This is a genomic window from Pseudomonas mandelii, from assembly GCF_006438925.1.
In the GTDB taxonomy this organism is placed as follows: Bacteria; Pseudomonadota; Gammaproteobacteria; order Pseudomonadales; family Pseudomonadaceae; genus Aquipseudomonas; species Aquipseudomonas mandelii_C.
In genome coordinates this window covers 135,652-158,086 of the sequence record NZ_RCZA01000010.1, presented here as the reverse complement: position 1 = coordinate 158,086, position 22,435 = coordinate 135,652, and the positions used below count along the sequence as shown (strand labels likewise).

Sequence of the window (22,435 nt, the reverse complement as noted above, 5' to 3'; positions counted from 1 at the left end):
ATGAGCCTTTATCAACTGCAAGACAGCACCGCGATTGTCACCGGTGGCTCTTCGGGCATTGGTCTGGCCTGCGTCGAGTTGTTGCTCGAAGCCGGCGCGGCCGTGGCCTTTTGCGGTCGGGACGAAAACCGGCTGCGCAGCGCCGAAGCCGAATTGCGTCAACGCTTCCCCGAAGCACGGCTGCTCGCCCATGTTTGCAACGTACTCGATGCGGATTCGGTCAAGGCGTTTGCCGCGGCTAGCCTGGCCGCATTGGGCCCGGCCAGCGTGCTGATCAACAACGCCGGGCAAGGTCGGGTGTCGACCTTCGCCGACACCACCGATAGCGCCTGGACCGAAGAGTTGAACCTGAAATTCTTCTCGGTGATCAACCCGGTCCACGCCTTCATGGCACAGCTGCAACGCCAGCCGAACGCGGCCATCGTCTGCGTCAACTCGCTGCTGGCCAGCCAGCCGGAACCGCACATGGTCGCCACCTCGGCCGCCCGCGCCGGGGTCATGAACCTGGTGCGTTCGATGGCCACCGAATTTGCCGGTCAGGGCATTCGGGTCAACGGCATCCTCATTGGCCTGGTTGAGTCCGGGCAATGGCGCCGACGTTTCGAAGCCCGCGAAGAGCGGGATCTGGACTGGACCCAATGGAGCGCCCGGCTGGCGCAACAAAAACACATTCCCTTAGGGCGCCTGGGCCTGCCGATTGAAGCGGCCCGCGCGATCCTGTTTCTGGCCTCGCCTCTGTCGGCTTACACCACAGGCAGCCATATCGATGTTTCTGGAGGCCTGTCCCGCCATGCGTAATGAAAATACTGTCACCGTTGGCGCTGCCATCACCGCGTTTCTCGAGCAATGCGACGTCAAGGCCGCGTTCGGCGTGATCTCGATCCACAACATGCCGATCCTCGATGCCTTCACCGTTCGCGGAAATATCCGCTTCGTCATGGCTCGCGGTGAAGCCGGCGCCACCAACATGGCCGACGCCTATGCCCGCACCACCGGCGGCCTCGGTGTCTGCCTGACGTCCACCGGCACCGCAGCCGGCAACGCCGCAGGCGCCATGGTCGAAGCGTTGACCGCCGGCACACCGCTGCTGCACATCACCGGGCAGATCGAAACACCGTACCTGGACCAGGAATTCGCTTACATCCACGAAGCCCGCGACCAACTGACCATGCTCAAGGCGGTGTCGAAGGCTGCGTTCCGTGTGCGCAGCGTCGAAACCGCGATCAGCACCCTGAAACTGGCCGTGCAAACCGCCCTGACCGCCCCCACCGGGCCAGTCAGCGTGGAAATTCCGATCGACATCCAGTCGACCTTTATCACGATGCCGACCGACCTTTCACCGCTGCCGATTCCAGTGGCCGTCCCTGCGCCCGAAGCGCTGGACCTGGTGGCCGAGCGTCTGGCCACGGCCACCCGTCCACTGCTGTGGCTCGGCGGCGGCGCGCGGCATGCCGGGCCTCAAGTCAAACGCCTGCTGGACATGGGCGTCGGCGTGATCACCTCGACCCAGGGTCGCGGCGTGGTCAACGAAGATGACGAACGCTGCCTCGGCGCGTTCTCGCAAAACAAATTGGTCGAGCAGTTCCTGCAAAGCTGCGATGCCTTGCTGATCGCCGGCTCCCGTCTGCGCAGCAACGAAACCTTCAAGTACGCGTTGAAATTGCCACGCAACACCTTGCGTATCGACGCCAACCCGGCCATCGAAGGTCGCAGCTATAACAGCGAGCTGTTCATCTGTGGCGACTCGGCACTGGCCCTTGAAGGCCTGGCGGATCGTCTGGAAGGTCGCCTGCAGATCGACCCGACATTCCTCGCCGAACTCAAGGATGTCCGCGAAAGATCCCGCACCCAATTGATCGCCGACCTCGGCCCGTACTCGGCCATGGTCGAACAGCTGCAAGCGATCACCGGGCGCAATTTCTCTTGGGTGCGCGACGTCACGCTGTCCAACAGCATCTGGGGTAACCGCCTGCTGACCCTGTTCCACCCGCGCGCCGGCGTGCATGCCCTCGGCGGAGGCATTGGTCAGGGCCTGTCGATGGGCATCGGCGCTGCCGTGGCCGCGGCTGAAACGGCGCCTGAGCGCAAGGTCTTCGCCTTGGCCGGTGACGGCGGTTTCATCCTCAACCTCGGCGAGCTGGCGACGCTGGTGCAAGAGAAGGCCAACGTGGTGATTCTGCTGATGAACGACCAGCGTTACGGCGTGATCCGCAACATTCAGGACGCGGTCTACGGCAGCCGTCACTGCTACGTCGACCTGCACACCCCGGATTATTCCAAGCTGGCGGAATCCCTGAACCTGCGCCACGGCCTGGTCACCGACCTGAAGGATTTCGGCCGTGTGGTCGACGGCGCACTGGCTCAACCCGGCCCGTTCCTGCTGGAAGTCGACATGCTCGCCGTCGGCAGCTTCGCCACCCAGTTCGCCGGTCCGCCCAACAGCGAAACCAAAGCGCAAAAAGCCACGGCCTGAGGACTTCGTCATGTTGCATATCACCATGATCGGCTGCGGCGCCATTGGCGTCGGCGTGCTCGAACTGTTGGAGAAGGACCCGCAGCTGTGCGTTGATTACGTCATCGCTTCGGCCGGGTCTGAAGAACTGGTCCGCCAGCGGCTGGTCAGTTTCAAGCAACCGCCGCAGGTGCTGACCGCGTTGCCGGCCGATGCCCGTCCCGACCTGTTGGTCGAGTGCGCCGGCCACCGCGCCATCGAAGAACATGTGTTGCCGGCGCTGGAGCGTGGCATTGCCTGCCTGATCGTCTCGGTCGGCGCGCTGTCCGAAGTCGGCCTGGTTGAACGCCTGGAAGCGGCAGCCGAGCGCGGTCAGACCCGCATCGAGTTGCTGCCCGGCGCCATCGGTGGCATCGACGCCTTGTCGGCGGCCAAAGTCGGTGGGCTCGATTCGGTCAATTACACCGGCCGCAAACCGGCTAAAGCCTGGAAAAACACCCCCGCTGAACAGGCCTGTGATCTGGACAGCATTACCGAAGCCACGGTGATTTTTCAGGGCAGCGCGCGGGAAGCGGCACGGCTCTATCCAAAAAACGCCAACGTCGCAGCGACCTTGTCGCTGGCCGGGCTCGGCCTGGACCGCACCCACGTGACGCTGATCGCCGATCCGCTGAGCGAGGAGAACGTCCATCACTTCGAAGCACGCGGTGCCTTTGGTGCTTTCGAACTGAGCTTGCGTGGCAAACCACTGCTGGCCAACCCGAAGACTTCGGCGCTGACCGTTTACAGCGTTGTCCGCGCCTTGGGCAACCACGCCCATGCGATTTCGATTTAGGGGACAGTCGATGACTCTCGAACAGACTTTACCGATCTGCATTGCCGGCGAATGGCGTCTCGGTCGCGGCGAGCGTTATGCCACGTGCTACCCCGCCACGGGCGAAGCCGTCGCCTGGCTGAATGCCGCCAGTGTCGACGACGTTGAAGACGCCGTGCAAGGCGCCCATCAGGCGTTTTTGCACAGCGGCTGGGCGCAGCGCAAACCTCACGAACGGGCCAGCGTGCTGTACCGCATCGCCGAGCTGATCCGTGAGCGCAGCGAAGAACTGGCGCAATTGCAGCGCCAGGACAATGGCAAACCGATCAACGAAACCCGTGCCCTGGTGGCCAGCGCCGCCGGGACCTTCCAGTTCTTCGCTTCGGCCTGTGAAACCCTCGAAGAAACCATCACGCCGTCCCGTGGTGATTTCGTCAGCATGAGTGTGTACGAGCCGATGGGCGTGATCGCCGCAATCACCCCGTGGAACTCGCCGATTGCCAGCGAAGCGCAGAAGGTCGCTCCGGCGCTGGCGGCGGGCAACGCGGTGGTGATCAAACCGGCAGAAATCACGCCGTTGATGGCTTTGCAACTGGCACGCATCTGCGAGGACGCCGGCTTGCCTAAAGGCCTGCTCAGTGTGCTGCCGGGCAAAGGTTCGCTGCTCGGTGATGCGTTGACGCGTCACCCGCTGGTCAAGCGCGTGTCGTTCACCGGCGGCACCAAAACCGGCAAGCACATTGCCCACATCGCCGCCGACAAGATGATGCCGGTGTCGCTGGAACTGGGCGGTAAATCGCCGACCATCGTTCTTGACGACGCGGACCTCGACCACGCGGTGGCCGGTGTGCTGTACGGCATCTTCAGCTCTTCGGGCGAAGCCTGCATCGCCGGCTCGCGGTTGTTCGTCGCCCGCGCGTTGTATGAACCGTTCATGTCGCGCCTGGTGGCCGCTGCGGCCGAACTGCGCGTCGGTGATCCGGCCGATGAACGTACCCAAATGGGTCCGTTGATCAGCGCCGGCCACCGCGAATCCGTGGAGCGTTATGTTGCTCTTGGGCTGGCCGAAGGTGGACGCCTGCTGCTGGGTGGCAAGCGTCCGAGCGGCGGCGTATACGACCAGGGTTATTACTACCCGCCGACCATCCTCGAAGGCCTGAACAACAGCCAACAGGTCTGTCAGGAAGAGATCTTCGGACCGGTTCTGGTGGCGATTCCCTTCGATGACGAAGCGCAATTGCTCGAGCAGGCCAACGACAGCCTGTACGCCCTCGCCGCCGGCATCTGGACACGCGACTACAAACGCGCCTGGGCGCTGGGTCGAAAAATTCAGGCCGGTACGGTGTGGATCAACACCTACAAACAGTTCTCGATTTCCACACCGTTCGGCGGCTGGCGCGACAGCGGTCTGGGCCGTGAAAAAGGTCGCCTCGGCATCCTGCAGTACATGGAACAGAAAAGCCTTTATTGGGGCATGAATGAACAGCCACTGGCCTGGGCCGGTGTGCAACGAGAGGTTGGGTTATGAGCGTTTTAGGCATTGATGAAGTCACCTACGGCGTCGAGGACCTCGACACCAGCGTGCGTTTTTTCAGCGACTGGGGCCTGACGAAAGTCAGCGAGCAGCCTGACGAAGTGATCTTCGAAACCCTTAACGGCTGCCGCGTGGTGCTCGCCGACATCAACAAGACGGGTTTGCCGCCCGCCATCGAACCCGGTTCGACCGTGCGCGAAGTGGTCTGGGGCGTCGAAAGCGACGCTGACTTGAAGCTTTATAGCGAGCGCATCGCCAACGATCCGGGCTTCATCGAAGCGGATGGGCGCATCGGTTGCACCGACCCCAACGGCCTGGCGATCCGCCTGCAAGTGACCCGCAAGCGTGAGCTGGAAATCGAGTGCAGCGGCCATAACACCTGGCAGACCAAAGGCCGAATCAACAAGGCCGCGCCGATTTACGAGCGCGCCACACCGATCGAAGTCGGCCATGTGGTGTTTTTCGTCAAGGACGTCAACGCCTGCGAAGCCTTCTATCACGAGCGTTTCGGCTTCCAGGCCTCCGACCGCTATCCGGATCGCGGAGCGTTCCTGCGCACCGCCGAAGAAGGCGGCCACCACGACCTGTTCATGCTGCAACTGCCCGCCCCTCGCGCCGGCCTGAACCACATCGCCTTCACGGTGCGCGATGTCCACGAAGTGTTCGGCGGCGGTATGCACATTTCCCGCCGCGGCTGGACAACGGAAATCGGCCCGGGTCGGCACCCGGTGTCGTCGGCGTTCTTCTGGTACTTCAAGAACCCGGCCGGCGCGCTGGTCGAGTACTACGCCGACGAAGATCAACTGACCGGCGAATGGCAGCCGCGGGACTTCGAGCCGGGCCCGACGATGTTCGCCGAATGGGCCATCGCCGGTGGCATCGATGGCAATACCCGACGCCAGCAAAACGTCGAGGCGCCGCAAGGCAAGTTCCTCACCGACAAACCGAAACCCTGAGCAGGAGCCGTCCATGTCTTCGCTGAATATCGCTATCGCCGGTGCCGGAATCGGCGGCCTGACCGCCGCCATCGCCCTGCATCGCGCAGGCCATAACGTCACCGTATTCGAACAGTCGAAAGCCTTTTTGCGGGTCGGTGCCGATATCAACCTGACGCCTAATGCCGTGCGCGCTCTGGATGGTCTTGGGGTGGGCCCTGCCGTGCGCATTCCGGCCGCGCGTCCAACGCACCGGATCAGTCGCCTGTGGGACAGCGGCGAGGAAACTTCGCGCCTGGAAATGTCCGATGCCGCCGAACAGAAATACGGTGCACCGCAACTGACCATTCACCGCGCCGATCTGCTGGCCGCGCTGGCGGACGTCTTTCCACCAGAACAGGTGCAGTTTGGCAAACGTGCCGAGCACGTCGTGCAAACCGCCGACGGCATTGAGTTGTGCTTCAAGGATGGCAGCCGTCACCTCACCGATCTGTTGATCGGTGCGGATGGCATCCATTCGGTAGTGCGTAATGCACTGTTCGGTGATGAGCAACCGCGCTTTACCGGAGTGGTCGCTTACCGCGCCGTCGTACCTGCCGAACGCGTGGCCCATGTGCCGAACATTCAGGCGTTCACTAAATGGTGGGGCCCTACCCCGGAAAGCCAGATCGTGACGTTTCCGTTGAATCAGGGCCGGGACATTTTCATCTTCGCCACCACCGCTCAGGACAGCTGGCATGAAGAGTCCTGGACCAGCGCCGGCGATGCCGACGAGTTGCGCAGCCACTATCAGGACTTCCACCCGGATGCTCGCGCCCTGCTCGATGCGTGCAACGAGGTACTCAAGACCGCGCTGTACGAACGCGATCCACTGCCGTTCTGGTCCAAGGGTTCGATGACCCTGCTGGGGGATGCCTGCCATCCGATGATGCCGTTCATGGCGCAAGGCGCCGGCCAGGCGATCGAAGACGCCGTTGTGCTCGCTCGTTATCTGCAAGACCTGACCAGCACTGCGCAGATCGCCGATGCCCTGCAGGCGTATCAGCAGGCACGACTGCAACGCACCAGCCAGATCCAGATCGGCTCACGCGGCAACCAATGGCTCAAGGACGGCGGCAACGCCGACTGGGTTTATGGCTATGACGCCTGGGCCGTGCCGATGCCGAATGTGGCGTGAGCAGGACCGTAGCCATGAGCGAAACCTTGCTGGTGACCGTGCTGCTCAAGCACGACCAATCAAAGAACCTGGAAGAGATTCAGCGGCACATGAAGCAGCAGGACTGGTGGGAACGGTTTCCCCCTCAAGGCGTCGAGGTGGTGTCCTGGACCGTGGCCATGGGCCTGGGCCAGATCGTCACCCTGCGGTTGCCGCCGAGCCTGCTGCCGACCCTCAACGTCGAGTTTGAACGCTCGGCCTGGGGCGTGTTCAGCACTGAAGTTTTCCCGACGTATGACTTTATTCCCGTGCGCGAAATGATCCGCGAACGGGTACGTAATGGAGGTCAATGAGATGAGCAATACCGAACCCTACCTGGAGCCCCATCAGGCCCGCAAACGTCCTAACACCCAGTTCGAAGAGTTGCTCGGCGACTCCATCGAGCGCGCCTTTGGCAACGGGGTGACCGAGTTGCCCGACCTGCTCGCGCACCTGAATCTGGCCGGGCCGCCCTGCCCGCTGACCACCGGAGAGTGGACACCAGACGCCTATAAAACCCTGATGGCTCGGCTGGGCGAATGACCCGCCGGAGGACAATAAGAAATGAACATGAATACAACCGTCGATCCAGCTGAAAACCTCTTGGCCAACGGGTTGAAAAACCTTTGGTTCCCGGTCCTGCCCTCCGATCAATTGGGTGAAAAACCGGTATCGATTCGCCGCCTGGGCTACAAGATCGCCCTGTGGCGCGACAATGACGGCAGCGTCCATGCCCTGGAAGATCACTGCCCTCATCGCGGCGCGCCGCTGTCCCAGGGGCCGGTGCTGGGTGACCGTCTGCAATGCCCTTATCACGGCGTCGAAGTGCGCTGCGACGGCACGGTCACCAAAGTCCCCGGCAGCCCCGGTTGCAAGCTCGAAGGCAGCCGCCCGACACGCATGTTCCACACCCGTGAAGCCGCTGGCGCGATCTTTCTGTACAACGCTGCAGATCCGCACATGGACACGCCGCCGGAGCTGGTCCTGCCAGAGCAACTGACCTCCCCCGAGTGGAGCAGCTTCCTCTGCTACACCGAATGGAAAGGCGATTATCGCTACGTCATCGACAACGTCATGGACCCGATGCACGGCACCTACCTGCACAAGATGTCGCACTCCATGAGCGAAGGCGAAGCCACCGCCAAGTTCGTCACCCGCGACACCGACAACGGTTTCTTCTTCGAGAAAGAAGGCCAGCGCGGGGTGAATTTCGACTGGACCGAGTTCATGGATAACGGCTGCCACTGGCTGCGCCTGGAAATCCCCTATCCGAAAACCGGCGGCCCGGGCGGTAACTTCACCATCATCGGCAGCTACACACCGAGCAGCCGCTCCTTGTCGGCGGTGTTCCACTGGCGTTGCCGCCCACTGACCGGCTGGCAGCGCGACACTTGGCGTTTCCTCTACAAAAATCGCCTGGAAGCACGGCATTGGGCGGTGCTGGAGCAGGATCGGGTGCTGCTCGAATTCATGGAGCCGGACGCCAACCAGCGGGAAAACCTCTACCAGCATGACCTGGGTGTGGTGCGTCTGCGCCGCTACCTGAAAAACGCGGCCAAGGCCCAACTGGAGCTGATCGACGCGAAGCAGTTGCCATGAACGCAGCCGTGCAACGTGTTCAGGCCGGCTCGTTGATCGAGCCGGCCAGCGCCACCTGGTCGAATGCCTTGCTGATCGGCAATGAAGTGGTGATGTCCGGCATGACCGGCCATCCCGCTACACGCCTGGCCGTTGTGGCTGACGCGCCGCTCGATGCCTACGCCCAGACACTGGTCGTGTTGAACAAAGTCCGGGCGCTGGTTGAAGCGGCGGGTGGGCATGTCGGCAACATTTACCGGTTGACGGTGTATGTCACCGACATCGCCGACAAGGACGAAGTGGGTCGCGCGCGCCGTGATTTCTTCGAAGGTCAGGCCGTTTTCCCGACCTCCACGCTGGTCGAAGTCAGCGCACTGGTGTTTCCCGAACTGCGGGTGGAGATCGAGGCCAGTGCGCGTCTCGATCTCGATTTGCGTACTGTCGAAAAGAGGTGACCGATGTCCCATTCCTCCCCCCTCACCGCTCGAGTGCACACGCTGCGCTATGAAGCCGAAGGCATCATCAGCGTCGAGTTGCGGCCGTTTGGCGACACGGTGTTCGCCCCGTTTGAAGCCGGCTCGCACATCGATCTGCATTTGCCCAATGGACTGGTGCGCAGTTATTCATTGCTCAACTCGCCGAGCGATCGAGGCCGTTACGTGATCGGCATTCTGCGTGATCGCAACAGCCGCGGCGGCTCAGAATTTGTGCACGCGCAACTGCGGGTCGGCATGCAACTGCCGATCTCGTCGCCGCGCAATAATTTCCAGCTCGACCTGAGTGCCAAACACAGCGTACTGGTGGCCGGCGGTATCGGTATCACACCGATTTACTGCATGTTCCGCCAACTACTGGCGCTGGGAAAATCCGCCGAGCTGATCTACTGCGCCCGCTCGCGACAGGAAGCCGCGCTGGTTGAGGAACTCAGCGGCTTGAGTGCCAAAGTCGTGTATCACTTCAACGATGAAAAGGGCATGCCGCCAGACCTGAGCGCCTACCTGGCCGATCAGCCCAGCGATACGCACTTCTATTGCTGCGGTCCGACGCCGATGCTTGATGCTTTCGAAAGCACCTGCGAAGGCCTTGGTTACCCTCATGCGCATATCGAGCGTTTTGCGGCGGCTGAATTGCCACCGTCGGAAGATGCGCAGAGCAGCTATAGCGTAGAGCTGAAAAAATCTGGCAAGACGCTGTCGATCGAGCCCGGTTTGAGTTTGCTCGACGTGTTGCTCGAGGCGGGTTGCGATATTGAGTACAGCTGTCGCGAAGGGGTGTGCGGTTCGTGCGAAACACGGGTGCTGGAAGGTGATGTTGATCATCGTGATGGCGTGTTGACTAAAGCGGAGCGTGCGGCGAATAAATCCATGATGGTGTGTGTGTCGGGTTGCAAGAGTCGGCGGTTGGTACTCGACCTTTAATACTGGGTTTCAGGTGGCCCCCCATAGATTGGTGGTGGGGGCTGACCGGGGGCTTTGATTGGGTGAATATCCGTTTTTTTGGTTTTGGCTGCTGGCGGTTTCGCTCTTACAGCGAGTCACTTGGAAGAGCCCCAAGTAACCAAGGGCTCTTGCCCCGCCATTCGGTGCCTCGCTGTGGCTCGGCATGCCCTCACTCCGGCCTCTGGGAAAGGGGCGGCAGATCTGAAGCAAAGCAACAGCAACGGCAAGATCAAAAGATCGCAGCCTCGCTTCGCTCGACAGCTCCTACAGGGGAACGCGTGCGCTTGAGCCCAGGCCGGCCGGTAGGCCGCCTCGTTTTGGCTTTTGCGATGCACGCCCCATCCCGCCCCAAACCTTTCTTGAATGAACAACAATTGCGCCATTTTTGTAGGCCGCTTTTATGCGCGTGAAATAAAAAACGCACAGTGAATGTGCAGTTTCGTTACCCCTCGACGCGCCTGTTTCATGGGCAACACAAACAAATATGTTTCCCATATAAACAATTGTTTTTATTGAGTTTTTAAGCACCAAACAGCTTTCTGACAGTTGGCATAATTTCTGCTCAGGTAATCATGAGTTCATAGGCCATACGCCGTATTACCCACGAAACAACAAAAACAGAAACGCACTTAAAAAAAGCAACACACGAAGTCATCCGCTCATCGCCACTTTAAAGGCGAACGGACAAGTGTTGCCGGTCACTTTGTAGCGTTCAATTGAGCAGCGGAGTCAACATGAAGCATTACGTTATATGTATGGGACTGATGATGAGCAGTTGCGTGAGCTTCGCCGGTGAACCCGGTCCTGCTGCGCCCGTGACATCGACGACCGGCAAAAAGCCGTTTCCGCATATCGCCTGGCGCAGCGACGATGGCGAAAGCAGCCTGGACATCGGCGGTGCCCTGCGAACCAACTACCGCGACGAGCATTGGGACACCACCGAAAACAACGGGCGTTTTCTCTTCGACACCTTCCGCATCGACGTACAGGCGACCTACAAAAATCTCTATAGCGATGTCGGCTACTGGTTTCAGGATGACGGCAAACACTCCATCGACCGCGGCTTCGTCGGCTACCGCCTGAACAGCAACTCAAACCTGCAACTGGGCGCGCCGTTCAAACCGTTTGGCCTGGAACCCTATCCGCAATTTGGCTGGAGCTATCACCTGCCCTTCTTCATGGGCTATGGCGTCAGCGCTGGCGCAGGCTTGAAGTACAGCTACAAGGATCAGGATTGGGATCTGCAACTCGGGTACTTCCCGCGCATGTTGCCTTCCGACATTCGCTACTCGCCGGAAGTCGGGCGTTACGCCGACCTCAAGGACAATGCGATCCCCTTCACCCAGTCGCGCCAGGACAACGAGAAACACAACCAGATCAACGCCCGGGTCGCGCGGACCTTTGTTAATGACGGCTGGAAAACCGAGATCGGCGCGTCGGTGGCCGCCGCTCAGTTGTATAACGCCACCACCAAAGACGACGGCGATTACTGGGCCGGCGGTATCCACGCCATCATCAATGCCGGCGCGTGGACCGTCTCTACCCAAGGCATTCGCTACGAGTACGACCCCAAAAACCCTGCAGGTGTCAGCAACGACTCGGTGCTGATGGGCGGCAACGGACTGACCCCGGCGTACCTGATCGCATCCAAGGCCACCATTGCTTCGCTGAACGTCGGCTATGACATCCCCACGCCAAAACTGGGTCAGTTGAAGAAGATCAAGCTCTACAACGACTACAGTCGCATGATGAAAGACAAGAGCGGTTGGGACGACTCGCAGATGTACACCGTCGGCGCGCAGTTCCTGGCCATGCCGATCATGGCCTGGGTCGACCTGACCTGGGCGAAAAACGCCAACCCGTATGGCGGTGCGGAAAACGGTACGGGCTTTACCAATACCCGTTCAGTTGGCAGCAATCAGTGGTATTACCGGACCAACGTCAATATCGGGTACTACTTCTGATCCCGTTATCGCCTCGCCCCTGATCAGCTTCGTTTTGTGTTTCGCGCTGTTCATGTCCGGCTCTTTCGACCAGCGGTGCAGATGGCCTTTCAGCCCCGCTGGCTCGAATCGATACCCTTCTGGTGCGGTAGTTTCAGCCTGCCGGTTGCGTGTTGTTTATCGACAGTGCAGCACGCTACAAATAATTGCTTACAAAGTAGAAATTCATTAAACCCGATCTTGTACTAGCGGGTGTTAGCTTGGGCGCCTGATCGGGCCATGAGATGCCAAAGTCTTAATTATGCGCATCAAACTTCCTAGCATTCCTGCCCTCGGTGCATACCTTGCACTTTCTTGCCTGTTTGCGGCCGCATGGTTCTTCAACCCTGCCAATACGCACTCTTCCTTTGCCCTGATAAGTCCAGTGATGGCAGTGGCCGGCAAAGTGGCCAAGCCCATTTATACCAGCCGCTTCGCCTCCTCCGGGCTGGTGGATTTCGTGCATTCCTCGGCGGTGACCGCCTTGCCCGACGGCAGCCTGATGACGGTCTGGTTCGCCGGCTCCCGCGAAGGCGCAGCCGATGTGCAGGTGCGCTCCGCCCGTTTCGACCCGAAAACCAGCGAATGGGGGGCTGAACAGGTATTGGCGACGCGGGATTCGACCCAACAGGGCACGCGAAAATACATTCGCAAGCTGGGCAATCCGGTGGTTGCCCTCGCACCGGATAATCGCGTGTGGCTGTTCTACGTGTCCGTGTCCATGGGCGGCTGGGCCGGCAGCGCGGTCAATGTGATGGTGTCAGATGACTTCGGTGAAAGCTGGTCCGCCCCGCGCCAGCTGATCACCTCACCCTTTCTGAACATCAGCACGCTGGTTCGGTCGGCACCGGTGTTTCATGCCGATGGCTCCATCGGCTTGCCGGTCTACCACGAGTTTCTGGGCAAGTTTGCCGAGTACCTCTACTTGAGCGCAGACGGCGATGTGATCGACAAATACCGCATCAGCCACGGCAATAATTCATTGCAACCTGCAGTGGTTCCGCTGGACGGCCGGCGCGGCATCGCCTTGCTGCGCTATGCCGGCGATACCCACCACCGTGTGCTGGCGACCCGCACCGAAGACGCCGGTCAAACCTGGAGCGAACCTTATCCGCTCGATCCCTCGAACCCGAACTCATCGTTGGCCGCCGTCGCGACGCCCGAACATGGGTTGCTGGTGGCGCTCAACGACCTGCAGGAGGGGCGCTTCAAGCTGAGTCTGTATGGGACCGACGCAAAAATGGACGATTGGCGCTCGTTGCGGGACCTGGACAAGTCACCTGATCCCGAAGGCGCTCCGTTTTCTCCCGAGGCCTACAAGGAAATCATCGGTAAAGAGTTTCGCGGTTCCAGCGGCGCGCTTCGTCAACCGCTGGAGGCGCAGTTCCTGGACAACCTCGACAACCGCGTCTGTAAAAGCCAAGGGTGTGAATTTGAATATGAATACCCGTACTTCATCCGCAGCCCCGACGGTATGTATCACTTGGTTTATTCCTGGAACAACACCTTCATCAAGCACGTCACCTTCAACGATGCCTGGCTCAACGAGCGTCGCAAATGATCAGCCTGTGGCAAGCCCATGCCAGCTTCGCAATGATCATCTTCCTGGCGCTGCCTTCTTTCGGCTTGCCCAGGACCTGGCGGATCGCACTGTTGGCCGCATTGCTGGCAGTCAGCTTCATACCGCTGGACGGCTTATCGTTGGCCGCCTATTTGCGCAGCTACATTGATGACCTGGCGATCACCTCCATGGTGTTCATGGCGTGGGGCTGCTTGCGTCGGCTGGACATCCTGCCACCTGCGCGGGGTCAAACCGGCGTATTGATCCTCTTCGCCGCGATGGCCCTGGTGCTGTACCCGGCAACCCTGGGCATGAGTGATCTGGACCCCTATCGGTTTGGCTACAGCCCGCGCCCCATGCTGATTGCCCTCGCCGCGCTGACACTGGGCCTGTTTTACCTGCGCAACGGCCTGGCCGTCGTGATGCTGGCCAGCGCAACCCTGGCCTTCATTGCCGGGATCAAACCTTCGCAAAACTATTGGGATTACCTGGTCGATCCACTGCTGGGTCTGTATTGCTGCATGGCCCTGCTGATGCTTGCCGTGCGCTGGACGTATCGCCAGGCAAGCAAGCGCCGCGTTGCAGTGGGCGATGTGTCCAGTTCCGTTTGAGATTTAACGACTTTATTAACAGGGGAACAGGGATGGGTTGGCTGCACTCGAGACGTTTACATTACTGGTTGGGCGCGACAGCGATTACATTCGCGCTGTTTTCTGCGCTTCGGGTGCTGTTCTTTTTCGGCTATTCGGGTTTCGACGCCCGAGCGCTGATCGACCAACATGCCGTCATGGAAACCCTGGGGATCGGCTTTCGTTTCGATCTGCGCCTGGCCATCCTGGCGATGTTGCCGTTGGCGTTACTGGCCTGGATTCCTCGCTGGAACCTGATCGGCAGTCGCCTGCTTCGCCGGATCGCCCGCGTGTATCTGGTCGCGACCCTGAGCGTCCTGCTGCTGATTTACATCATCGATTTTGGTCATTACGCCTACCTGGGCGTGAGGATCAACGCCACCGTGCTGCGCTTCATCGAGGATGCGCAAATATCCCGTGACATGGTCTGGCAGACCTACCCGGTGATCTGGATTTCACTGGGTTGGCTGGCAACGGTCGCGTTAGTGACACTGGCCCTGGTGCGTCTGGAACGCGTGACGCTGGACCGCCCTCGCAAAGCCATTCGCCGGCTCTCCGCGACATTGGGTGGCGCGTTGATGGTCGTGGTGGTGCTGCTGGGCATTTTAGGTCGTGTCGAAAACATGAACCTTGAGAACCCGGTCCCGTTGCGCTGGAGCGATGCGTTCTTCTCGGGCAATAACCAGATCGCTGCGTTGGGTCTAAACCCGGTGCTGTTCCTCTACGACACGGTCAAAGTCGGCCAGTCGCGCTATGACGAAGCGCAGGTGCGCGAACACTACGCGGTGATGGCCAACTACCTGGGCGTGGACAAACCCGACCCGCAAACCCTTGATTTCGTCCGTCACCAGGCGCCACAACCCTACAAAGTACCGGGCTCCCGGCCGCCGAACGTGGTGTTCGTCATGCTGGAATCGCTGGGCACCAGCGCCGTCGGGGCCTACGGCAACCCGATCAATCCGACGCCCAATATCGATCGCCTGGCCACCCAGAGCTGGTTCTTCGAGCACTTCTATGTGCCGGTGACGGGAACCGCAAAAACCGTCTGGGCCAGCATTAGCGGCGTGCCCGACGTCACCCGTCAGGAAACCGCGACGCGTAATCCGTTGATCACCAAACAAAACACACTGATCAACGCCTTCACCGGTTACGAGAAGATCTACACCATCGGCGGCAACTCCGGCTGGGCCAACATGAATGCCTTGATCCGGCAAAGCATCGACGGCGTTCGCTTGTTCGAAGAGCGGGACTGGAAATCCCCGGTGGTGGATGTCTGGGGGATTTCAGACCTGGATCTGTTCAAGGAAACCGACCAGATCCTGCAAACCCTGCCCAAGGACAAACCGTTCTTCGCCTATGTGCAGACGGCTGGTAACCATCGTCCCTTCACGATTCCCAAAAGCAACGATGGATTCGAGGTCAAGCAGCCTACCCTGGCCGAAGTACAGGCCGCAGGGTCGCGCAGCGTCGAGCAGTACAACGCCGTGCGTTTGCTGGACTTCAACATCGGTCGCTTGATGGAAATCGCCAAGGCAGGCGGCTGGTACGACAACACCATTTTCGTGCTGTTTGGTGACCACAACACCCGTATCGCGCAAATCCCGTTCCTGGCACCGGCCTACGAGCAACTGGGTCTGGAAAGCAACGCGGTGCCGATGATCATCCACGCGCCGGGTTTGCTGGGGACGCGTAAGGTCAAGGAAGCGGTCGGCCTGGTGGACTTGCTGCCCACCGTGGCGGGCATGGCCGGCCTTGAGTTTCGCAACAGCGGCATGGGCCGTGACATTCAGCAGCCCGCGCCCGAGGGTGAACGCGTGGTCCCCCTGGTACTGCGTGAGGGAACATTCCCGCTGATTGCCGGCGTGACTCAACACTACATGGTGCAGATGGAGCACGACGGCAGCTCGCCAAGTCTCCATGACCTGGCCTCACCGACGCCGCTGGACAACGTCGCCGAGCAAAACCCTGAAGAGTTCAAACGCCTGTCGCAACTGACCCGCGCCATGCACGAAACCTCAAGGTTGATGCTGTACCAGAACGTTCGAAAGTAACGGCTTTCCCGCGTCTATGCTTCAAATAGACGCGGGGCCTTCCCCTGATACCCGTAAAAGACTCTGCCTATCACGACCCAATACTCCCCCTATTAGCTGACTTCCCAACTGGGGTCTAACCTTATCCGAGCGCCGGCACCATAAGCCGGCCGGTCAAGAGCTGATAAGGAGATAGGAATGGGTCAGAAGCCTGACTAAACCTGCCGTAGGCCACCGTGCAGGCAACTCGATTGCCGCTGTTCAGAATTCCCCTGTGATCAAAACAATCAGTTGATCAAACTGCTGGCCCTGCAGCCTGTGTCATTGGTTTCGCCCGTTGCTGTTTAACGCCCACGTTGGGCCGGATAGCCGGATGAATACGACCAAAAGGTAGCTCACACATGGCAAACGAATCGAAATGCCCGTTCCTTAGCGCCGCTGGCGGTGGCACGACAAACCGCGACTGGTGGCCGAACCAACTGAATCTGAAGATCCTACATCAGCACTCGTCCCTGTCCGATCCCATGGACGAGGGCTTCAACTACGCCGAAGCATTCAAAAGCCTGGACTTTGAAGCGGTCAAAAGAGACCTGACTGCGTTGATGACCGATTCCCAGGACTGGTGGCCGGCGGACTTCGGTCACTACGGGCCACTCTTCATTCGCATGGCCTGGCACTCCGCCGGTACGTACCGCACCGGTGACGGTCGTGGTGGCGCCGGTTCCGGTCAGCAACGCTTCGCGCCGCTCAACAGTTGGCCGGACAACGTCAGCCTCGACAAGGCACGCCGGCTGCTCTGGCCGATCAAGCAAAAATATGGCCGCAACATTTCCTGGGCAGATCTGATCGTCCTCACCGGCAACGTCGCGCTGGAATCCATGGGCTTCAAGACCTTTGGCTTTTCTGGCGGTCGTCCGGACGTTTGGGAACCGGATGAGGACGTCTACTGGGGCTCCGAAAACAAGTGGCTGGGCGGCGACACCCGCTACGGCAAAAAAAACGAGCCCATGCAAGAGCCCGGCGAAGGCCCACTCGTGGCTGAGCCGGGGGAAAATGAGGAGAGCCGCACCGACCAGGGGCGCTTCCTGGAGAACCCGCTCGCCGCCGTGCAAATGGGCCTGATCTACGTCAACCCGGAAGGCCCGGAAGGCAACCCCGACCCGGTCGCGGCCGGGAAGGACATCCGTGAAACCTTCGCGCGCATGGCGATGAATGACGAAGAAACCGTGGCACTGATCGCCGGCGGCCACGCCTTTGGCAAGACCCACGGCGCCGGACCTGCCGACAATGTCGGCGCCGAGCCCGAAGCCGCTGGCCTCGAAGCACAGGGCTTTGGCTGGAAGAACAGCTTCGGCACCGGCAAAGGACCGGACACCATCACCAGCGGCCTGGAAGTCACCTGGACCACCACACCCACGAAATGGAGCAACAACTATCTGGAAAACCTGTTCGGCTTCGAGTGGGAGCTGAGCAAAAGCCCGACCGGTGCGAACCAGTGGATACCGAAGAACAACGCCGGCGCCGGCATCATTCCGGATGCTCACGACCCGTCCAAACGTCGCAATCCGACCATGCTGACCACCGACCTGTCGCTGCGATTCGACCCGATCTACGAGCCAATTTCGCGGCGTTTCCTGGCCAATCCAGACCAGTTGGCCGACGCGTTCGCCCGGGCCTGGTTCAAGCTGATCCACCGCGACATGGGTCCCCTCTCCCGCTACCTCGGCCCGGAAATGCCGAGCGAAGAGCTGATTTGGCAAGATCCGATTCCAGAGGTCGACCATCCTTTGGTCACCGACAGCGATGTCGCCGCACTCAAGAGCAAACTGCTGGCCTCGGGGCTGACCGTCTCGCAGCTTGTATCAACGGCTTGGGCGGCGGCTTCGACCTTCCGAGGCTCCGACAAACGCGGCGGTGCCAACGGTGGGCGTTTGCGTCTGGCCCCACAGAAGTTCTGGCAGGCCAACCAGCCTGACCAACTGGCGAACGTGCTGGCGAAACTCGAGGGTATCCAGAGCGAGTTCAACAACAGCGGCAAGAAGATCTCGCTGGCAGACTTGATTGTGCTGGCCGGTAACGCGGGCGTCGAACAGGCGGCGAAAAATGCCGGTCAAACTGTGACGGTGCCTTTCTCGCCAGGACGGATGGACGCCTCCCAAGAGCAAACGGACGTCGAGTCTTTCGGCTTCCTCGAACCCTTCGCTGATGGCTTCCGCAACTACCTCAAAGGCAGGTACCGCGTCCCGGCCGAGCAGCTGTTGATCGACAAGGCGCAACTGCTGACACTCACCGCACCAGAAATGACCGCGCTCATTGGCGGCATGCGCGTGCTGAACACCAACGTCGGGCAAACCAAGCACGGTGTATTCACCAAGCAGCCGGAAGCGCTAACTAACGACTTCTTCAAAAACCTGCTGGATATGGGCGTGGAATGGAAACCGGTGTCGGAGGCTAATGAGGAGTTTGAAGGGCGCGATCGCAAAACCGGCGAAGTGAAGTGGACCGGCACCCGTGTCGACCTCGTCTTCGGCTCGAATGCGCAGTTGCGAGCGTTGGCTGAAGTCTATGCAACCGCTGATGCGCAGGAGAAGTTCGTTAAAGACTTCGTAGCCGCCTGGGCCAAAGTGATGGACCTGGATCGCTTCGATCTCAAGTAACACGAGCGGTATTGCTGAAACTGCAACGCCTCCCACTGTGGAGGCGTTGTGCTTTTTGTCACTTGACGCTTCACGCCGTTAGATGGGAAAACGTGCGTGGCCCGGATGCAAGCGTTGGGTTCAACATGAATCAAGGAAGACTCATCAAACCATGAAAACCCTACTGTGTTTGCTGATCGCCACCGGCGTCGGCACCGCGCTGCAATACGCTGGTATCCCCCATGGCCTGTTGCTCGGCTCGATACTCGCCACCGCGTTGATCGCCAGCAACTTGCGTTTTTCCCCCACGCTGCCCTTCAGCCTTGGCTACGTGCAAATCGTATTGGGGATCGCGACCGGTCTGATGTTCACGTCGTGGAATAGCCAAACGGCGGCCGCCATGTTGCCGAGCCTGGGCTTCATGCTGCTGGGCCTGACGGTCCAGAGCGCCGTGGCCGGTTTGTGGCTGCTCAGAGTCTCGGGATGGAACCCGAAGGACTCCCTGTTAGCCGTGTATCCGGGCGCACTCGCCGCCGTGTTCGATTTGCTCGAGTCCGAGCGCGCTTCCAGCAAGGTGATCGTCGTGCACTTGGTGCGACTGTTATCGATCACCGTGCTGGTGAGTTTTTGCATTCCCGGACAGACCGACGTGGCACTTGCCGAGAGCAGCCCGCTGCTTACGAGTACCGCGCTGACCCTGCTGTTGCTGATCGCCTTGTGCCTGCTGCTCGGCCGCTTGCTGTTGCGTGTCGGCGTTCCAGCACCGTTCATGCTCACCGCGATCGTCGTCACCGGCGTCTACCTCAAGCTGGGCTATCTCCAGGCCTTCCACCTGCCGTCATGGACTGTCAACACCGCCGTGGTCCTCCTCGGCGTGCTGATTGGCTCGAAGTTCAAAGACATCAGCCTCGCAGACCTTATCCGCCACGGACGGGCCGGACTGATGGCCGTCGCCCTGATGTTACTGATCGCAGCGGCGTTTGCCGGCGTGGCCGGACGGGTTCTGGGCAGCGACCCCTTGTCGTTGTGGCTGGCGTACATGCCTGGCGCCATCGAAACCATCGCCCTCGTCGCCTTCAGTGGCGGGCTGAACGTGGTGTTCATCCTGACCCATCACCTGGTGCGAATGGTCGTGCTGCACTTTGCGCCGGCGTTGGTCGTTCAGGCGCGGCGATGGCGGGAGGATGTCTGATCGCAGGAAGGATTAAGTGGGAGAGATCGTGGCCAGGGCACCAATCAAAATGGTCAACACCAGAAATCCACCCAGGAAAATCGCCATCTTGCCCATTGGGCCTCCTACATTATGAGTTTGCGGTGCAGCGGTTTCCGCGACTGCGGAGCGTGCCGTTATTGTGAGCCGGCGGCTGTGTGCGTTACAGATGCAGATGGCGCAGAAAAATACGGATCAGAATGCCAAATTGGGGCTGGATCGCCTTTAAATATCAATTCCGCCAGGGTCTATTTATGCCGCTGAGTTTTCATAAAATGCACGCCAATGGCGATGACTTCGTTATTGTGGACTCGCGAAACGCGGTCAATCCAATGACAAGTACCCTGGCTCGGCGAATGGGTGATCGGACCCGAGGAATCGGATTCAATCAACTCGCGGTAGTGCTCGATTGCGATGATGCAGATGCGCGTTTGATGTTTTGGAACGCAGATGGCTCCACGCTGGATGTGTGTGGCAGTGCAACGCGGGGTGCCGCGGATATGTTGATGCTCGAATCAAATACTTCTTCGATAGCGCTCCGAACCAAGCGTGGTCTACTCACTTGCGAACGAACTTCAACCGGCGCAATTTCCGTCAACATGGGGGAGCCGCTTTTCGGTTGGTCGGAAATTCCTCTGTCGCTGGAACTGGACACTGCTGATTTGCCACTTGCTGGAGACCCAACAGCTTGCAGCATGGGAAATCCGCACTGCACCTATTTTGTGGATGATCTAACAGCCATTGATATAGCGGCAATTGGACCGACAATTGAAAACAACTCCCTGTTTCCCCTCAGGACCAACGTGCATTTCGTCCAGATCATTAACCGAAAGCGCATTCGGTTGCGCATCTGGGAGCGCTGGGGTGGTATTCCGCTCGGTTCAGGTTCCTGCTCTTGTGGCGCCGCTGTTAACGGAATTCGTCGTGGTTTGTTAGACAACTCCGTTGAGGTTGAATGTGATGGCGGAACCGTAACGGTTCAATGGGATGGCGTGGGACCGGTCTTTCTCATTGGACCGGTAGAGACGACTTTTTCGGGAATGATCACGGATAGTTTATTGCAAGCTTTATAGCTGCTATATCGTGATAAACAGAGGCGGTCCAGAGGACTCGGAACCCTACCCGGATGCTTGGATAGTCGAGCAGCACGCCTATCTGTCAACGCTTGAAAATGGATCGAGGATAGGGAATGAGTATTTTCAGTCGGATAAAATCTTTCGTAAGACGTGGCCAGGAGGAGCAAGTTGCCGGCTACTCCATACCAGAGTTGAAGTCGGTTTTTGCTGAGCCTCTATCACGTCTCCCTCGGTCTCTGACCGACTATCCGCAAGTGGTATCTTTGGACGATATCGGTATCTCGGCCTATTACTCTGCTTTCTTAATCGGCAATGAAGACGTTCATAAGTTTTCGGCACTTGTCGAATCGAATTTCAGGTTCAAGACTGAAAAACTATTCAACGACCTTCCCGTAAAGCGTTATTCAGACATCCGAGAATACAACCACCTGATCTATTTCAGATCCGACGGAGAATTTAACGCCACAACGATGCGGATGGTTACGAACAGCGCCGAATTTCTAAACATCATTCAGCTTGAGAAATTGGCCGTTCCGCCACCCTGGATAGCGTTTGAGGGGTACAACCCTTTGTGGTGGGGAGGAAATATGCAAGGCGCTCAGGGCTACTATAACGACAGCTACTTCTCGCCGTTTTTTACTGATTTAAGCGGAGCAGAAAGGGAGATTTATTACGCAAGATACAATGCGCCGAATGAATGGATAAAAAGCTTGGAATTGATGTACGACATTGAATGATCGTTCACCTTTCTAGGGCAAGCCCCCTCGCCACAAAAAACTCGTCAGTCTTAGCAATTCGTAATCTGCAAGATCGAATTCCAGACACAAAAAAGCCAACGGACCGTCACCGGTTCAGTGGGCTTTGCGATTACGCTTACTTACAAAGACATTTCATCAGCAGCCGTAACCTCGCTCCCCTGCCGTTTGTCAGCTTCCCGGCACCTTCCCCTTCCCGGTTTCTCCAACGCTGTACACCCCCTCACATGGCAGGCCTAAATGATGAACAGGACAATTGCTGCTCTCACGATCGCGGGCCTGTTCGCCTGCTCGCTTTTCGCACTGGCTGCCGAAAAGGCGACTGGAGAATCTGCTGTGCCACCTGCCGCGCTTCCCGGAATCAATCAGGCTCAGAGCTCTGAATCCAAGGAGGACAAGGCCGACAAAAAAGGCGAGGAAGCTGCGGGTTCAAACTCTGGTGCGGAGTCGGAAGAGACGGACAAAGATGCGGCCACCTCTAGCGGTTCGAAGGACGTTGAGAAAAAACCTACGCAGTAATGAGTGAGCGGTCCGCCCGCTTCCGCCTTAGTGTTGAGTAACCTGCAGGAACTGAATCCCAGACACAAAAAAGCCCACTGACCGTCACCG

General features: G+C 59.4%; 20 protein-coding genes. All 20 read left to right on the top strand.

Annotated features, from left to right (window positions below; translation table 11 throughout):
• On the top strand, positions 1-798 hold the full coding sequence (locus EAH74_RS23070) for an SDR family oxidoreductase (RefSeq protein ID WP_140681294.1): 798 nt from the start codon (positions 1-3) through the stop codon (positions 796-798).
• Complete coding sequence (locus EAH74_RS23065; protein ID WP_140681293.1) at positions 791-2,473, top strand: thiamine pyrophosphate-binding protein; 1,683 nt, start codon at positions 791-793, stop codon at positions 2,471-2,473. The genes EAH74_RS23070 and EAH74_RS23065 overlap by 8 nt, the downstream gene beginning before the upstream one ends.
• Positions 2,474-2,483: 10 nt before the next feature.
• Positions 2,484-3,287, top strand: coding sequence for an aspartate dehydrogenase (locus tag EAH74_RS23060; protein ID WP_140681292.1), 804 nt, complete (start codon positions 2,484-2,486; stop codon positions 3,285-3,287).
• Positions 3,288-3,297: 10 nt separating this feature from the next.
• Positions 3,298-4,794 carry an aldehyde dehydrogenase gene (locus EAH74_RS23055; protein ID WP_140681291.1) on the top strand — a complete coding sequence of 499 codons (1,497 nt, stop codon included), beginning with the start codon at positions 3,298-3,300 and terminating at the stop codon, positions 4,792-4,794.
• Positions 4,791-5,756 carry a VOC family protein gene (locus EAH74_RS23050; RefSeq protein ID WP_140681289.1) on the top strand — a complete coding sequence of 322 codons (966 nt, stop codon included), beginning with the start codon at positions 4,791-4,793 and terminating at the stop codon, positions 5,754-5,756. The genes EAH74_RS23055 and EAH74_RS23050 overlap by 4 nt, the downstream gene beginning before the upstream one ends.
• 13 nt (positions 5,757-5,769) lie before the next feature.
• A complete protein-coding gene (locus EAH74_RS23045) occupies positions 5,770-6,912 on the top strand; it encodes an FAD-dependent monooxygenase (protein ID WP_140681288.1) in 1,143 nt (380 codons plus the stop codon).
• Between the two features lie 14 nt (positions 6,913-6,926).
• Positions 6,927-7,244, top strand: a complete 318-nt coding sequence (locus EAH74_RS23040) for a hypothetical protein (RefSeq protein WP_140681287.1) — start codon at positions 6,927-6,929, stop codon at positions 7,242-7,244.
• 1 nt (position 7,245) lies between these two features.
• The gene (locus EAH74_RS23035) at positions 7,246-7,473 is read left to right on the top strand and encodes a recombinase-like helix-turn-helix domain-containing protein (protein ID WP_140681286.1); all 228 of its coding nucleotides are present in this window, start codon (positions 7,246-7,248) and stop codon (positions 7,471-7,473) included.
• Positions 7,474-7,494: 21 nt separating this feature from the next.
• Entirely contained in the window at positions 7,495-8,529 is a 1,035-nt protein-coding gene (locus tag EAH74_RS23030) for an aromatic ring-hydroxylating oxygenase subunit alpha (RefSeq protein WP_140681285.1), read from the top strand.
• Positions 8,526-8,963, top strand: coding sequence for a Rid family hydrolase (locus EAH74_RS23025; protein WP_140681284.1), 438 nt, complete (start codon positions 8,526-8,528; stop codon positions 8,961-8,963). The genes EAH74_RS23030 and EAH74_RS23025 overlap by 4 nt, the downstream gene beginning before the upstream one ends.
• Before the next feature lie 3 nt (positions 8,964-8,966).
• Positions 8,967-9,926, top strand: a complete 960-nt coding sequence (locus EAH74_RS23020) for a PDR/VanB family oxidoreductase (protein ID WP_140681282.1) — start codon at positions 8,967-8,969, stop codon at positions 9,924-9,926.
• A gap of 755 nt (positions 9,927-10,681) precedes the next feature.
• Entirely contained in the window at positions 10,682-11,911 is a 1,230-nt protein-coding gene (locus EAH74_RS23015; protein ID WP_140681281.1) for a hypothetical protein, read from the top strand.
• A gap of 280 nt (positions 11,912-12,191) precedes the next feature.
• Positions 12,192-13,490, top strand: a complete 1,299-nt coding sequence (locus EAH74_RS23010) for a sialidase family protein (protein ID WP_140681280.1) — start codon at positions 12,192-12,194, stop codon at positions 13,488-13,490.
• A complete protein-coding gene (locus tag EAH74_RS23005; RefSeq protein ID WP_140681279.1) occupies positions 13,487-14,101 on the top strand; it encodes a hypothetical protein in 615 nt (204 codons plus the stop codon). The genes EAH74_RS23010 and EAH74_RS23005 overlap by 4 nt, the downstream gene beginning before the upstream one ends.
• A gap of 32 nt (positions 14,102-14,133) precedes the next feature.
• Positions 14,134-16,170 carry an LTA synthase family protein gene (locus EAH74_RS23000; protein WP_140681278.1) on the top strand — a complete coding sequence of 679 codons (2,037 nt, stop codon included), beginning with the start codon at positions 14,134-14,136 and terminating at the stop codon, positions 16,168-16,170.
• Between the two features lie 380 nt (positions 16,171-16,550).
• The gene (gene katG / locus EAH74_RS22995; RefSeq protein WP_140681277.1) at positions 16,551-18,806 is read left to right on the top strand and encodes a catalase/peroxidase HPI; all 2,256 of its coding nucleotides are present in this window, start codon (positions 16,551-16,553) and stop codon (positions 18,804-18,806) included.
• Between the two features lie 151 nt (positions 18,807-18,957).
• Positions 18,958-19,977 carry an AbrB family transcriptional regulator gene (locus EAH74_RS22990; RefSeq protein ID WP_140681275.1) on the top strand — a complete coding sequence of 340 codons (1,020 nt, stop codon included), beginning with the start codon at positions 18,958-18,960 and terminating at the stop codon, positions 19,975-19,977.
• 272 nt (positions 19,978-20,249) lie between these two features.
• Positions 20,250-21,068: a diaminopimelate epimerase gene (gene dapF / locus EAH74_RS22985; protein ID WP_140681464.1), complete on the top strand. Its 819-nt coding sequence runs from the start codon at positions 20,250-20,252 to the stop codon at positions 21,066-21,068.
• 116 nt (positions 21,069-21,184) lie between these two features.
• Complete coding sequence (locus EAH74_RS22975) at positions 21,185-21,808, top strand: hypothetical protein (RefSeq protein WP_140681273.1); 624 nt, start codon at positions 21,185-21,187, stop codon at positions 21,806-21,808.
• A gap of 261 nt (positions 21,809-22,069) precedes the next feature.
• Complete coding sequence (locus tag EAH74_RS22970; protein ID WP_140681272.1) at positions 22,070-22,345, top strand: hypothetical protein; 276 nt, start codon at positions 22,070-22,072, stop codon at positions 22,343-22,345.
• Positions 22,346-22,435: the final 90 nt, after the last annotated feature.

Bases quoted from the DNA above. Each gene is read 5' to 3' on its own strand.
- EAH74_RS23070 (WP_140681294.1), top strand. From the start codon at position 1: ATGAGCCTTTATCAACTGCAAGACAGCACCGCGATTGTCACCGGTGGC.
- EAH74_RS23065 (WP_140681293.1), top strand. From the start codon at position 791: ATGCGTAATGAAAATACTGTCACCGTTGGCGCTGCCATCACCGCGTTT.
- EAH74_RS23060 (WP_140681292.1), top strand. From the start codon at position 2,484: ATGTTGCATATCACCATGATCGGCTGCGGCGCCATTGGCGTCGGCGTG.
- EAH74_RS23055 (WP_140681291.1), top strand. From the start codon at position 3,298: ATGACTCTCGAACAGACTTTACCGATCTGCATTGCCGGCGAATGGCGT.
- EAH74_RS23050 (WP_140681289.1), top strand. From the start codon at position 4,791: ATGAGCGTTTTAGGCATTGATGAAGTCACCTACGGCGTCGAGGACCTC.
- EAH74_RS23045 (WP_140681288.1), top strand. From the start codon at position 5,770: ATGTCTTCGCTGAATATCGCTATCGCCGGTGCCGGAATCGGCGGCCTG.
- EAH74_RS23040 (WP_140681287.1), top strand. From the start codon at position 6,927: ATGAGCGAAACCTTGCTGGTGACCGTGCTGCTCAAGCACGACCAATCA.
- EAH74_RS23035 (WP_140681286.1), top strand. From the start codon at position 7,246: ATGAGCAATACCGAACCCTACCTGGAGCCCCATCAGGCCCGCAAACGT.
- EAH74_RS23030 (WP_140681285.1), top strand. From the start codon at position 7,495: ATGAACATGAATACAACCGTCGATCCAGCTGAAAACCTCTTGGCCAAC.
- EAH74_RS23025 (WP_140681284.1), top strand. From the start codon at position 8,526: ATGAACGCAGCCGTGCAACGTGTTCAGGCCGGCTCGTTGATCGAGCCG.
- EAH74_RS23020 (WP_140681282.1), top strand. From the start codon at position 8,967: ATGTCCCATTCCTCCCCCCTCACCGCTCGAGTGCACACGCTGCGCTAT.
- EAH74_RS23015 (WP_140681281.1), top strand. From the start codon at position 10,682: ATGAAGCATTACGTTATATGTATGGGACTGATGATGAGCAGTTGCGTG.
- EAH74_RS23010 (WP_140681280.1), top strand. From the start codon at position 12,192: ATGCGCATCAAACTTCCTAGCATTCCTGCCCTCGGTGCATACCTTGCA.
- EAH74_RS23005 (WP_140681279.1), top strand. From the start codon at position 13,487: ATGATCAGCCTGTGGCAAGCCCATGCCAGCTTCGCAATGATCATCTTC.
- EAH74_RS23000 (WP_140681278.1), top strand. From the start codon at position 14,134: ATGGGTTGGCTGCACTCGAGACGTTTACATTACTGGTTGGGCGCGACA.
- katG (WP_140681277.1), top strand. From the start codon at position 16,551: ATGGCAAACGAATCGAAATGCCCGTTCCTTAGCGCCGCTGGCGGTGGC.
- EAH74_RS22990 (WP_140681275.1), top strand. From the start codon at position 18,958: ATGAAAACCCTACTGTGTTTGCTGATCGCCACCGGCGTCGGCACCGCG.
- dapF (WP_140681464.1), top strand. From the start codon at position 20,250: ATGCCGCTGAGTTTTCATAAAATGCACGCCAATGGCGATGACTTCGTT.
- EAH74_RS22975 (WP_140681273.1), top strand. From the start codon at position 21,185: ATGAGTATTTTCAGTCGGATAAAATCTTTCGTAAGACGTGGCCAGGAG.
- EAH74_RS22970 (WP_140681272.1), top strand. From the start codon at position 22,070: ATGAACAGGACAATTGCTGCTCTCACGATCGCGGGCCTGTTCGCCTGC.